Below are 13,549 nucleotides of genomic sequence, written 5' to 3' on the forward strand. Positions count from 1 at the left end.
CAGAAGGCCGTGCGGCTCGCCAAGCGCGAGCGCCTGATCGAGCGCGCGGGCGAGGACCTCGGCGGCGGTGCGTACCCGGTCGCCGTCGGAGTCACCGACACGATCGCCGCGGTCCGCGCGCGCCACGAGGGCATCGAGCCGGACGTCCGCACGGGCGAGAAGGTCGGCCTCGCCGGTCGCGTCGTCTTCCAGCGCAACACGGGCAAGCTCTGCTTCGCGACTCTGCAGTCCGGCGACGGCTCCCGCATCCAGGCCATGGTGTCGCTCGGCGACGTCGGCGAGGAGTCGCTGGCAGCCTGGAAGGAGCTCGTCGACCTCGGCGATCACCTGTTCGTCGAGGGCGAGGTCATCTCGAGCAAGCGCGGCGAGCTGAGCGTCTGGGTGTCCGGCTGGACGATCGCCGCGAAGGCGATCCTCCCGCTCCCGAACCTGCACAACGAGCTCGGCGACGAGACCCGGATGCGCCAGCGCTACCTCGACCTCATCGTGCGCCCGCAGGCCCGCGAGACGGTCGTCACCCGCGCGGCGGTCAACGCGTCGCTCCGCAGCACTTTCACCTCGCACGGCTTCCTCGAGGTCGAGACGCCGATGCTGCAGGTCATGCACGGCGGCGCCTCCGCCCGTCCGTTCGCCACGCACTCGAACGCGTTCGACACCGAGCTCTACCTGCGCATCGCGCCGGAGCTCTACCTCAAGCGCGCCGTCGTCGGAGGCATCGACCGCGTCTTCGAGATCAACCGCAACTTCCGCAACGAGGGCGCCGACTCCACGCACTCGCCCGAGTTCGCGATGCTCGAGGCGTACCAGGCGTACGGCGACTACACGTCGATCGCCGACCTGACCCAGGAGCTGATCCAGAACGCGGCGCTCGCCGTCGCCGGATCTCACGTGGTCACGTGGGCCGACGGCACCGAGTTCGACCTCGGCGGCGAGTGGGACCGCATCTCGATGTACGAGAGCCTCTCGCAGGCCGCCGGCATCGCGATCACCCCCGAGACCCCCCTCGTCGAGCTCGAGACGCTCGCCGAGCGCGAGGGCGTCGAGGTGCACGTGCCGACCCACGGCAAGTACGTCGAGGAGCTGTGGGAGCACTTCGTCAAGGGCGGGCTCACCCGCCCCACCTTCGTGCTCGACTTCCCGGTCGACACGTCGCCGCTCGTCCGCGCGCACCGCAGCATCCCGGGCGTCGTCGAGAAGTGGGACCTGTACGTCCGCGGATTCGAGCTCGCCACCGGCTACTCCGAGCTCATCGACCCAGTCGTGCAGCGCGAGCGCTTCGTCGAGCAGGCGCGCCAGGCGGCGGCCGGCGACGACGAGGCGATGCGACTGGACGAGGACTTCCTCCGCGCCCTTGAGCACGGCATGCCGCCCACCGGCGGCATGGGCATGGGCATCGACCGCCTGCTCATGGCGATCACCGGCCTCGGGATCCGCGAGACGATCCTGTTCCCGCTGGTCAAGTAGCCTGGTTCGGCGGCGGAGCAGGTCCCCGCCGCGAACGACGACGGCCTCCTGGCCGGACGGGGGAGACGTGGTCCGCGCATCCAGCATCGTCGCGATCGCCGTCGCGGGCGTGCTCACCGTCGCCCAGTTCGGCGTCGGCACCGTGGTCGCCGGCTCCGTGCTCGCCGACTCGGCGGACCTCGGCACGGCCGTCGCCGACCAGCGCGCGGCCGAGTCGTTCACGCCCGACGCCGTGATCGAGGGCTTCGCCGAGCGGACGGCCATGTCGACCCGCGGACGGGCCCTGTACTACGCCTCGCACCCCTCGGTGGAGCCGACGTCCGGCTTCAACGAGCTCTGCGGCTACGGCGCTTCGGACGAGATCGTCCTGGGCTGCTACACCGGCACCGACATCTTCATCTCGGACGTCGACAACCCCGATCTCGACGGCATCCGCGACGTCACGGCGGCGCACGAGATGCTGCACGCCGCCTGGGTCCGACTCGGCGACGAGGAGCGGAGCGAGTTGGGTGCGGAGCTCGAGACGGCGTACGAGGGCCTCCCCGAGGGCGGCGAGATCGCCGAGCGCCTGGAGCTGTACCGCACCGGCGGCCTGGGCGAGCGCGTCAACGAGCTGCACTCCATCCTGGGCACCGAGGTCGCCGACCTGCCGCCCGCGCTCGAGGCGCACTACGCGCAGTTCTTCACCGATCGCTCCGTCGTCGTCGGCTTGAACGAGCGCTACGAGGCCGTGTTCACCGATCTCGAGAACCGCATCACCGATCTGGTCGCCCGGATCGACGCGATGTACACCGACCTCACCGCCCGCGTCGACGCGAACAACGCCGAGTACGACGCGCTGAACGCCGAGATCGACGCGTTCAACACCCGCGCCGACAGCGGTGACTTCTCCTCCGAGGCGGCGTTCGACGCCGAGCGCGCGGAGCTGCTGGACCGCGGCGAGGAGATCGACGCGACCCGCGACGCCATCGACGCGGACATCGCAGAGTACGACGCCCTCCGGACCGAGCTCGAGGGGCTGAACGCCGACGCGTCCGCCCTCAACCGGTCGCTCGAGAGCCGCTGACGCTCGTCCGACGGCCAACCCCGGCTCGGGTACGGCTCGCCCGGGTAGGATCGCCCCATGGACTGGGAGATCTGGAATCAGGGGCTGTGGGCTCTTCTGCCGACCGTCAGCATCGGCGTGATCTTCTGGTACATCATGCGCGCCCTGATCCGCTCCGACCGCAACGAGCGCCGCGCCTACGACCGCATCGAGGCGAAGGAGCGCGCCCGCCGCGGTCTGCCGCCGCGCGACGCCTCCTGACCGACCCCGCGGGGGTGCGGGGTGCAGAAGCGCCCGCCTCCTGCACGCGAGCGACACACGGCGAGGAGACCCGGTGACCCCACCCGACTGGTCGCTCGTGCTCGCCGTGGCCGCGATCGTCGTCGAGCTCGTCGTCCGCGTCGTGGCGGTGATCGTCGTGCCGCGCAACCGCCGCCCGACCACGGGGCTCGCGTGGCTGATGGCGATCTTCCTGATCCCCTACGTCGGCATCCTGCTGTTCCTCTTCATCGGCAGCTACCGGCTCCCGCGCAAGCGCCGGCGCAAGCAGGAGGAGATCAACCGGTTCATCCTCGAGTCGACCGAGGGGATCGACCGCGTCGCGCGCAACCATCCGTGGCCGCAGTGGCTCGAGTCGGTCGTGACGCTGAACCGCAACCTCGGAGCGATGCCGCTGGTCGGCGGCAACGACGCGCGCCTGCAGGGCGGGTACGAGGAGACGATCCGGGCGATGGCGGCCGAGATCGACCGCGCCCGCCGCTACGTGCACTGCGAGTTCTACATCCTCGCCGCCGATTCGACCACCGAGCCCTTCTTCGCCGCCCTCGACCGCGCCGTCGCGCGCGGTGTGACCGTGCGGATCCTGCTCGATCACATCGCGTCCATCCGCGTGCCGGGCTACGCCGGCGGCACCTACCGCCGGCTCCGGGCGCTGCGGGACGCCGGGGCGCACTGGTCGTACATGCTGCCCGTGCGCCCGTGGCGCGGCCAGTACCAGCGGCCCGATCTCCGCAACCACCGCAAGCTGCTGATCGTGGACGGCAACGCCGCCTTCATGGGATCGCAGAACGTCGTCGACTCGAGCTACAACAAGCGCGGCAACATCCGCCGCGGCCTGCACTGGCACGACCTGATGGTGCGCCTCGAGGGGCCGGTCGTGCAGGGTTTGAACGCGATCTTCATCACCGACTGGTACAGCGAGACGGACGAGCTGCTCCTGCGCGAGTCGGAGCCGATGGAGGCCCTCCAGCAGCGCGACACGATCGACTGCCAGGTCGTGCCGAGCGGGCCCGGATTCGCCGGCGAGAACAACCTGCGCCTCTTCCTGGCCCTGCTCTACTCGGCGCAGAAGTCGATCATCATCACGAGCCCCTACTTCGTGCCGGACGAGGCGATGCTCTACGCCATCACGACGGCGACCCGCCGCGGGGTGCACGTCGAGCTGTTCGTGTCCGAGATCGGCGACCAGGCCGTCGTCTACCACGCGCAGCGCTCCTACTACGAGACGCTGCTGACGGCGGGCGTGCGCATCTGGATGTACCGCAAGCCCACGATCCTGCACGCGAAGCACTTCACGATCGACGACGACGTCGCCGTCATCGGCTCGAGCAACATGGACATGCGCTCGTTCACCCTGAACCTCGAGGTCTCGCTGATGGTGCGCGGCTCCGAGTTCGTCGAGGACCTGCGCCAGGTGCAGCAGGACTACCGCGAGCACTCGCGCGAGCTCACGCTGCGGGAGTGGCGCGGTCAGCCGCTGCGCTCCACGATCCTCGACAACCTGGCGAGGCTCACCTCCGCCCTCCAGTGACCCTTTCGGGGTCGAGCCGAGGAACCCTCACCTCTTGTAGGCTCCGAGCGACGGCGCCTCCGTGGCGGCCGTGCTCACGATCGGAGTCGCCACCGTGGTCCCACGCCCCGTCCTGCAGAACCCCGCGAGCATCCCGCTGAGCGCGGGGGCGCGCACCGTCCGGCTGCGCGGTGCCGACGGGATCGCCGCGCTGCGCCGGTCGATCGACGTGGACGTCCCGTCGCCGCCCGCCTTCCGGATGGACCTCGCCGTCGCGGCGTTCGACGGGGTGCGGATCCTGCACGTCGTCTCGACACCGCTCGTGCTCCGCTGGCCGAGCGACCGCGTCGTCGAGGCGGCGACGCTCTTCGTGCTGCCGATGGAGGGCGAGCTGCTGGTCGAGTCGGACGCCGGACGCGCGACGGTGTCGGACGGCGTCCTCATCGTCTCGACCGACGTCCCGGTCGTGGTGACGGCCTCGCGCCCCGTGCGCTTCCTCCTGCTGCGCCTCGCGCTGCCCGCCTCCGAGCGGCCGCGCCGGGCCGAGCCGCCGCGCCAGCTGCCGCCGTCGCCCGTGGCGCTCACGGCCCGCTCCGTGCTGCGCGCCGTCCTCGCCGACCTCGACATCGCGCACGCGGTGCAGACCGACTACCTCCGGGACGCAGTGCAGCGTCTGGGCCGGGTGCTCGACGGCGAGCGTGCCGACGCACCCGCCGAGCGGATGGGCCTGCACGACATGGTCGACGCCGCCGAGCAGGTCATCCGGTCCGACTACACCGACCCGACGCTCGACCCGGGAACCGTCGCGCGCCGCTGCCGCGTGAGTCTGCGGACCCTGCAGAGGGCCGTCGCCGACGAGCGGGGCACGACGCTGCGCGACCTCCTCTCCGCCGTCCGCACCGAGAACGCGCTCCGCATCGTCGCCGGGCCCGAGGGGGCGGAGCTCCCGCTCAGCGACGTCGCGCGGCGCTCGGGCTTCTCGTCGCCCGAGCGCCTGCGGCGCGCGATCGCCACCGAGACCGGGCTCTCGCCCAGCGAGTACCGCCGCCGCCTGCGCCGGGAGGAGCGCGCGGTCGGCTGAGTGCGGCACCGTCGACCGGCGCGCACTCTCGCTCCTCCGCCCTTCGGGCGCAAGGCCCTGTGCGCGTCGAGGGCGTCGGCGTAGCGTCGATCACTCCTCTGCACCGCTGCACCCGGCCCGCCTCGTCGCGCCGGGTCCGAGAAGGGATCGACATGACGGCATCCGGAACCACGCGCATCCTCATCCTGGGCGGCGGGTACGTCGGCCTCTACACGGCCTGGGGGCTCGAGAAGCTCCGCGGCCTCGCTCCGATCGACGTCACGGTCGTCGAGCCGAACCCCTACATGACCTACCAGCCGCTGCTGCCCGAGGTCGCCGGCGGCCACGTCCAGCCGCGCCACGTCACCGTGCCGCTGATCTCGGCGCTCAAGCGCACCCGCGTCATCCGCGGGGCGATCACCGGGGTGAGCCTCGAGGAGCGCACCGCATCCGTCGCCGCCATCGACGGGTCCACCCGCACGCTCCCGTTCGACCAGGTGGTCTTCGCCCTCGGCGCCGTCACGCGCACGTTCCCCACCCCGGGCCTCGCCGAGCACGGCATCGGCTTCAAGACGCTCGAGGAGGCCGCGCACCTGCGCGACCGCGTCATCGAGAGCATCGCCCGCGCCGCCCTCACCACGGACCCGGCCGAGCGCCGCCGCCTGCTCACCTTCGTCTTCGTCGGCGGCGGCTACACCGGCGTCGAGGCCCTCAGCGAGCTGCTCGACCTCAGCCGACGCACCCTCGCGGCGCAGCCGTCGCTCTCGATGGGCGACGTGAGCTGGCACCTCGTCGAGGCCCTCGACCGCGTGGCTCCGGAGGTGGGCCCCGAGCTCTCGAAGTGGACGCTCGAGCACCTGCGCGCCCGCGGCGTGAACGTGCACCTGAAGACCACCATGCCCTCGTGCGAGGACGGCGTCGTCGAGCTCTCGAGCGGCGAGCGCATCCCGACCGCCACGCTCGTGTGGACGGCCGGCGTCAAGCCGAACCCGATCCTGGAGGCGACGGACGCGCCGCGCGGTCCCCGCGGCCACGTCATGGCCGACGCCCGCCTGCGCGTGATCCGCGAGGACGGCACGCCCGTCCGCGGAGCCTGGGCGGCGGGCGACGGCGCGCAGGTCCCCGACCTCACCGCCGAGAAGCAGCCGGCGTACTACCCGCCGAACGCCCAGAACGCGGTGCGCCAGGCCAAGCTCCTCGCGCGCAACATCATGGCCGACCTCACCGGGCGCCCCGTCGAGGAGTACCGCCACGTCTCGGTCGGCACCGTCGCCGAGTACGGCGTCGGCAAGGGCGCGGGCGTGATCAAGGGCGTGAAGCTGCGCGGTCCCCTCGCCTGGCTCGCCCACCGGGCGTACCACGGCGCGGCCATGCCGAGCCTGGACCGCAAGTGGCGCGTGATCTCGGGCTGGATCGTCGACGCGATCGGCTCGCGCGATCTCTCGCCGATGAGCGCGACGCAGGATCCGCGGCGCGCGTTCCGCGAGAGCGCGGAGGCGACCGATCGGGCGGCGGCCGCGAAGGCGGCGCAGAAGACGGCGGACGAGGCCGGCGAGGAGAAGAGCGGAGCCGAGAAGGCGAGCGCGGCGAAGGAGTAGCGGCGTGCCGGTCCGTCAGGCCCGGCGCCGGGGCTTCAGCCGGACCGACGGCAGCGTCGGCGCGGGGAGCGCGCGGCCGTCGTAGCCGGCGACCGCGCCGAACGGACCGGAGGGGTCGCCCCCCGCGATGACGTCGGCCTGCCAGCGCTCGCGCGCGGCGGCGACGTCGTCGTGGCTGCGCCCGACGAAGTTCCACCACATCACGAGGTCCTCCTCGAACGGCTCGCCGCCGAGCAGCATCACGCGTCCGCCGCCCTCGCCCGCCGAGAGGCGGAGCGTCGAGAGCCCGGGCGCGACGTATCCGAGGTCGGCGCGCGCCACCTCGACGCCCTCGACCTGCACGGGGCCCGCGTCCACCAGGACCCCGTGCTCCCAGGCGGGGTCGACCGGCAGCTCGAGGGAGGCTCCGGGCTCGAGGTCGATCTGCGCGGCGAGGAGCGGGGTGAACGTGCTCGCGGGGACGGACGCGCCCAGCATCGCCCCGACGACGACGCGGACCACGGCGCCCGGCAGCTCGATCCGCACGCCGCGGTGGTGCTCGAAGAACGGCGCGACCCCCAGCGCGCTCTCCGGCAGGGCGACCCACAGCTGCACGCCGTGCAGCACGGGCGCGCCGCCGGTCGAGACCTCGGAGTGCGAGATCCCCGTGCCGGCGGTCATCAGGTTGAGCTCGCCGGGCCGCACGAGCTGGTGGCTGCCGACGCTGTCGCGATGGTCGATCTCGCCCTCGAAGAGCCAGCTGACGGTCTGGAGACCGGTGTGCGGATGCGGCGGCACGTCCATCCCGGCCTCCTCGCCCAGGGTGACGGGGCCGTAGTGGTCGGCGAAGCACCAGGCGCCGATCGTGGAGCGCGAGCGCTGGGGGAGGGTGCGGCGCACCTCGATGGCGCGCGGGCCGCCCAGGGGCACGAGGCGCGCCTCGAGGATCTCGACCGGCGGAGTCCGCATCGACTCGGGCTCGGCCGTCGTCCCGCGGGCGGAGGGCACCGGGTGCTCGTCCGGGTGCTTCTCCAGGTTGCTCATGCGGGAAGTGTATGCCTCTGCATGGAGCTGCGGAGGAGGGTCACGGCACGCTGCACGCCGGCTCGACCGGCTCCGGCGAGAGGGGTGCTGCAGGCGCCGCGACCGCGGGCGCCCTGACCGCGGGCCCCTCCACCGGCGTCCCCGCCTCGGGCACCTCGATCGTCGTCGCGTCGTCCTCCCGCGCGCCGGCGATCGCGTCGGCGACGCTGCGGTGGACGAGCTCCGTGTCGGGCTGCTCGGGGACGGTCAGGGGCAGGCTGAGCTCCACCCGCACGAACGGGTGCTCGCGGGCGGCGACGGCCAGGCGGGCGAGCGCGGGGAGGGAGGAGGCCGGCAGGCTCGTCGAGACGTTCTCGCCGCCCGCGCGGGCGATCGCGCCGAAGCGGGTCAGGACGGTCAGCGGGTCGGCCTGGCGGAACAGGGCGGCCTGCAGGCAGCCCTGGCGCTCGGAGCGGTCGGCGTCGGAGGTGTTCACGCGCGAGCGGGCGAACCAGAGCGCCTCGCCGCCGTCGAGATGCTGCAGACCGGTCGCGATCGGCGGGCCGTACTCGACGGGACGGCCGCTGCCGTCGTCGGGCACTCCGGCCTGCAGGACGGGGCGGTTCACCACGACCGAGACCCCGCCGAGGGCGTCGACGAGGTCGACGAAGCCGGTCATGCGGATCGAGACCGTGGCCGAGACGGGCAGACCGGTGTAGCCCTCGACCGCGTCCCGCATCGCGTCGGCAGCGGGGTCCGCGCTGCCGGGGTAGAGCTCCGGATGCTCGAGGCCGTACTGGTAGGTGTGGTTGATTCCGCAGCCGGCGATGCAGCGGGTGCCCTGCGGGAGCGCGCCCGCGAGCGCCGAGTCCGAGGGGTAGAGGAAGTTCGACGCGGTGCGCGGGATCCCGAACAAGACGCTCCGCCCGGTCACGGCGTCGACGCTGACGAGGGTCAGGGAGTCGGGCAGCAGCACCTGGTCGCGCAGCGGATCCTCGTCGATCCCCATCAGCAGGATGTTGTAGCGGCCGTCGACGGGCTCGGCGCCGGCGCCGGAGGCGGAGATCGCGGTCAGGAGGCGGTGCTGGGCCGAGACGGTCGAGACCCACCAGGTCGTCGCTCCGAGGGGCGCCAGGACGGCCAGCACGGTGACCACGGCGAGGGCGGGCACCGGTGCGGGGCCCCGCCGGGCGAGGAGGGCCGCCGCGATCGGACCGGAGGCCCAGAACACCCCGATGAGCGCCCCGACGACGCCCAGCAGCAGCAGCGCCCGGGTGTCGGTGGCGAGACCGACGAGGGTGCGGGGATCCCGCAGCACGACCGCCGCCGTCAGGGCGACGACCAGCACGGCGACGACAGCCGCTCCCGCTCGGACGATCGCCGCCCGCCGTCGCCCGAGCATCCGATGGCCGAGCCCGGGCACGACGGAGGCGAGCACCGCCAGCAGTGCTCGCCCCGTGGTCATCGGGGCGCCCGGACCGGAGTGCTCGCGCACCTCGGGACCGGACGCCCCTTCGTCGTGCGTCAGGCTCTCGCGCTGCGGCGTCGGGCGACGACGAGGCCGCCGGTGCCGGCGGCGAGCAGGAGGCCCGCGAGCAGTGCTCCGGCACCCGTCTCGACTCCGGTCTCGGCGAGGTGCGCGCCGGACCTCGTGCCGGGCTTCGCGCCGGTGTGCGCGACGGGCGCCGCGGCGACGGGCGTGGTCGGCGCGGCGGTCGGCGTCGTGCCGGGAGTAGCGGCGGCGCCTCCATCGAGGGTCGCGCTGGCGAGGATGCGGCCGTAGCCGTCCATCAGGGCCACCGTGTGCGGGTCGGTGGTGTACTCGGCGCCGATGGTGGTGGTCACGGAGCCGCCCGCGATCGCCGCGGTGCCGATCGTGGTCGGCTCGGAGTAGATGATCGTGCTCGTGGAGACGCCGTCGAGGTCGCCCGCCGTCGCCCACTCCAGGTTCGAGAACGTGAGGTCGAAGGCCTCGCCGACGAGATAGCTCGACGGATCGACGGCCGCGTCGGTGAAGGGCACGATGTAGGGCTGGAAGCTGCTCAGCGCCGGGGCGACGACGGTGGGGACGGCTCCGTCGACGACAGCGGTGCCCGCCTCGGGATCGACGTCGTACTCGATCTCGCCACCGCGGTAGATCGACGCGGAGGCCTCCGGCTCGGGCAGCTCGAGCTCGGGCTTCGTCTCGCTCGGGCTGTAGAAGTACAGGTTGACCGGTCCGGCGAAGTTGACGGCGCGGCCGACGCCCTCCGCGTCGAGCGACGCGGTCCTGATCACCCAGTTGCCACCGCTCCCAGCGGGGGAGATCGGCTTCGGGAGCTGGGCCTGCACGAGGACGTCGTAGCCCGCGTACTCGGGGCCGGCGTCGATGGTGATCCCGCCTCCGTTGTAGCCGAGGACGTCCTCGCCCTCGGCCGGAGTGTTCTGAGTCGCGGCCGTGGCGGGCGACGCCGCCGCGACGACGAGGCCGACGGCGAGCAGTGCGCTGCCGAGCAGCGGACGGGTGGTGCGGTTCATGCGGATGGTTCCCCCGGGTGACGATGCGCCACCACTGCGGAAGCGCGTCGTCATTCTCGCGTCGCGCGACGTCGTGTGCATCCTCCATCGGACGGATGGTGCGCGATCGAGACATCGCGTCCCGGAGCCCTCATCGGCGGGCCTCCGCGATCGCCTCACGCCCAGGGCGAACAGGGGGTCCGACCCGGGGGAGCGCTGGTTACAGTCGTCTCTATCGGAGCCCACCCCTGCGGGTTCCGTAGGGAGTGACAGCATGTTCGAGAGATTCACCGATCGCGCACGGCGCGTCGTCGTCCTGGCCCAGGAAGAGGCCAAGATGCTCAATCACAACTACATCGGCACGGAGCACATCCTGCTCGGGCTGATCCACGAGGGCGAGGGAGTGGCCGCCAAGGCGCTCGAGTCCCTCGGCATCTCGCTCGACGCGGTGCGCGAGCAGGTCCAGGACATCATCGGCCAGGGGCAGCAGCAGCCCACGGGGCACATCCCGTTCACGCCGCGCGCCAAGAAGGTGCTCGAGCTCTCGCTGCGCGAGGCCCTGCAGCTCGGCCACAACTACATCGGCACCGAGCACATCCTGCTCGGGCTCATCCGCGAGGGCGAGGGCGTCGCCGCGCAGGTGCTCGTGAAGCTCGGCGCCGACCTCAACCGCGTGCGCCAGCAGGTCATCCAGCTCCTCTCCGGCTACCAGGGCAAGGAGCAGGTCGCGGTCGGAGGAGAGCAGCAGCAGCCCCAGGGCGGCTCGCAGATCCTCGACCAGTTCGGCCGCAACCTCACCCAGGCCGCGCGCGACAACAAGCTCGACCCGGTCATCGGGCGCGAGAAGGAGATCGAGCGCGTGATGCAGATCCTCTCGCGCCGCTCCAAGAACAACCCGGTCCTGATCGGCGAGCCCGGCGTCGGCAAGACCGCCGTCGTCGAGGGCCTCGCCCAGGCGATCGTGCGCGGCGACGTGCCCGAGACGCTGAAGGACAAGCAGCTCTACACGCTCGACCTCGGCTCGCTCATCGCCGGTTCCCGCTACCGCGGCGACTTCGAGGAGCGCCTGAAGAAGGTGACGAAGGAGATCCGCACCCGCGGCGACATCATCACCTTCATCGACGAGATCCACACGCTCGTCGGCGCAGGGGCCGCGGAGGGCGCGATCGACGCCGCCTCGATCCTCAAGCCGCTGCTCGCCCGCGGCGAGCTGCAGACGATCGGCGCGACCACGCTCGACGAGTACCGCAAGCACTTCGAGAAGGACGCCGCTCTCGAGCGCCGCTTCCAGCCGATCCAGGTGGCGGAGCCGTCGCTCCCTCACACGATCAACATCCTCAAGGGCCTGCGCGACCGCTACGAGGCGCACCACAAGGTGTCCATCACCGACGGCGCGATCGTCTCGGCCGCGAACCTCGCCGACCGCTACATCAGCGACCGCTTCCTCCCGGACAAGGCGATCGACCTGATCGACGAGGCCGGCGCGCGCCTGCGCCTCTCGATCCTGTCGGCGCCCCCGGAGCTGCGCGACTTCGACGACCGCATCGCCGTCGTCCGCGCCGCGAAGGAGGCCGCGATCGAGGACCAGGACTTCGAGAAGGCCGCCTCGCTCCGCGACGAGGAGAAGCAGCTGCTCGGTGAGCGCCTGCGCCTCGAGAAGCAGTGGAAGTCGGGCGACGTCAAGGCGACCGGCGTCGTCGACGAGGGCCTGATCGCCGAGGTCCTCGCCCAGGCGACCGGCATCCCGGTGTTCAAGCTGACCGAGGAGGAGTCCTCGCGGCTCGTCTTCATGGAGAAGGCGCTGCACCAGCGCGTCATCGGTCAGGAGGAGGCCATCGCGGCCCTCTCGCGCACCATCCGCCGCACCCGCGCCGGGCTCAAGGACCCCAAGCGCCCCTCCGGGTCGTTCATCTTCGCCGGCCCCACGGGCGTCGGCAAGACCGAGCTGGCGAAGGCGCTCGCCGAGTTCCTCTTCGACGACGAGAACGCGATGATCTCGCTCGACATGTCGGAGTACGGCGAGAAGCACACCGTCTCGCGGCTGTTCGGCGCCCCTCCCGGGTTCGTCGGCTTCGAGGAGGGCGGCCAGCTCACCGAGAAGGTCCGCCGCAAGCCGTTCAGCGTGGTCCTCTTCGACGAGATCGAGAAGGCGCACCCCGACATCTTCAACTCGCTCCTCCAGATCCTGGAGGAGGGACGCCTGACCGACGGTCAGGGCCGGGTGGTCGACTTCAAGAACACCGTCATCATCATGACCACCAACCTCGGAGCGCGCGACATCGCCGGCGGCCCCGTCGGCTTCCAGATCGAGGGCGACAACGCCACCGGCTACGACCGCATGAAGGGCAAGGTCAACGAGGAGCTCAAGAAGCACTTCAAGCCCGAGTTCCTCAACCGCGTGGACGACACCATCGTCTTCCCGCAGCTGTCCAAGCCCGAGCTGCTCCAGATCGTCGACCTGTTCATCAAGCGCCTGGGCGACCGTCTGCTGGACCGCGACATGACCGTCGAGCTGACGCAGCCGGCGAAGGAGCGCCTCATCGAGGTCGGGTTCGACCCGGCCCTCGGTGCCCGCCCCCTCCGCCGCGCGATCCAGCGCGAGATCGAGGACCAGCTGTCCGAGCAGATCCTGCACGGCCAGCTCGGCTCCGGAGACCACATCCACGTGGACTTCGCCGAGGGGAAGTTCGTCTTCACGACGACTCCGCGCCTCATCTCGATCAGCGCCGGTGCGACGACCGGAGCGGCGACCGCCGGCCCGGCGACGCCCGACCTGATGGCGTAGCACGCACGACCACGACGAGCCCGTCCCTCTCTCCGGAGGGGGCGGGCTCGTCGTCGTTCCGGCCCCTGCGCCCGCCAGGCCCTACGCTTGTCCGATGGCCGATTGGAAGTACCCGGTGCGCCGGGCGCGCACGAGCGACGTCCCCTTCATCCAGGAGCTGAGCGAACCCCTGGTCAACGAGCGCATCCTGCTCGGGAAGGACCGCGTCGTGCTCTACGGGGCGGTGCAGGAGTTCCGCATCGCCGAGGACGGCGAGGGCAACGCCATCGGATGCGGCGCCCTGCACGTCATGTGGGACGACATCGCGGAG

Annotated in this window: 10 protein-coding genes and 1 pseudogene; 8 read left to right on the plus strand and 3 right to left on the minus strand. The window is 71.9% G+C overall.

What is annotated here, in order from left to right; all coding sequences use genetic code 11:
• The 6 genes from lysS to IOC53_RS17395 all read left to right on the plus strand — a co-directional run.
• The coding region (gene lysS, locus IOC53_RS17370) for a lysine--tRNA ligase (protein ID WP_207407708.1) at window positions 1-1,464 on the plus strand (1,464 nt) is incomplete at its 5' end.
• 67 nt (window positions 1,465-1,531) lie between these two features.
• The gene (locus IOC53_RS17375; RefSeq protein WP_207407709.1) at window positions 1,532-2,530 is read left to right on the plus strand and encodes a hypothetical protein; all 999 of its coding nucleotides are present in this window, start codon (window positions 1,532-1,534) and stop codon (window positions 2,528-2,530) included.
• 57 nt (window positions 2,531-2,587) lie between these two features.
• Window positions 2,588-2,770, plus strand: coding sequence for a hypothetical protein (locus IOC53_RS17380; RefSeq protein WP_207407710.1), 183 nt, complete (start codon window positions 2,588-2,590; stop codon window positions 2,768-2,770).
• Between the two features lie 73 nt (window positions 2,771-2,843).
• A complete protein-coding gene (cls, locus tag IOC53_RS17385) occupies window positions 2,844-4,319 on the plus strand; it encodes a cardiolipin synthase (RefSeq protein WP_207407711.1) in 1,476 nt (491 codons plus the stop codon).
• 61 nt (window positions 4,320-4,380) lie between these two features.
• A complete protein-coding gene (locus IOC53_RS19575; RefSeq protein ID WP_207407712.1) occupies window positions 4,381-5,379 on the plus strand; it encodes a helix-turn-helix domain-containing protein in 999 nt (332 codons plus the stop codon).
• Between the two features lie 152 nt (window positions 5,380-5,531).
• Window positions 5,532-6,956 (plus strand): NAD(P)/FAD-dependent oxidoreductase, encoded by a 1,425-nt coding sequence (locus IOC53_RS17395; protein WP_207407713.1) that lies wholly within the window; start codon window positions 5,532-5,534, stop codon window positions 6,954-6,956.
• 15 nt (window positions 6,957-6,971) lie between these two features.
• Here the strand turns inward: IOC53_RS17395 and IOC53_RS17400 are convergent, their stop codons facing one another.
• From IOC53_RS17400 to IOC53_RS17410, 3 genes are read right to left on the minus strand one after another with little or no spacing between them, the layout of a single operon-like run.
• On the minus strand, window positions 6,972-7,979 hold the full coding sequence (locus IOC53_RS17400; RefSeq protein ID WP_207407714.1) for a pirin family protein: 1,008 nt from the start codon (window positions 7,977-7,979) through the stop codon (window positions 6,972-6,974).
• A 40-nt stretch (window positions 7,980-8,019) separates the two neighbouring features.
• Window positions 8,020-9,453, minus strand: a complete 1,434-nt coding sequence (locus IOC53_RS17405; protein WP_207407715.1) for an LCP family protein — start codon at window positions 9,451-9,453, stop codon at window positions 8,020-8,022.
• A 29-nt stretch (window positions 9,454-9,482) separates the two neighbouring features.
• Window positions 9,483-10,475: an LPXTG cell wall anchor domain-containing protein gene (locus tag IOC53_RS17410; RefSeq protein ID WP_207407717.1), complete on the minus strand. Its 993-nt coding sequence runs from the start codon at window positions 10,473-10,475 to the stop codon at window positions 9,483-9,485.
• Window positions 10,476-10,728: 253 nt separating this feature from the next.
• Between IOC53_RS17410 and IOC53_RS17415 the strand changes: the two genes are divergently transcribed.
• The gene (locus tag IOC53_RS17415; RefSeq protein WP_207407719.1) at window positions 10,729-13,239 is read left to right on the plus strand and encodes an ATP-dependent Clp protease ATP-binding subunit; all 2,511 of its coding nucleotides are present in this window, start codon (window positions 10,729-10,731) and stop codon (window positions 13,237-13,239) included.
• A gap of 94 nt (window positions 13,240-13,333) precedes the next feature.
• A pseudogene (locus IOC53_RS17420) lies at window positions 13,334-13,549 on the plus strand (N-acetylglutamate synthase); the annotation flags it as partial.

It is taken from the genome of Rathayibacter sp. SD072 (assembly GCF_017355185.1).
Taxonomy (GTDB): Bacteria; Actinomycetota; Actinomycetes; order Actinomycetales; family Microbacteriaceae; genus Rathayibacter.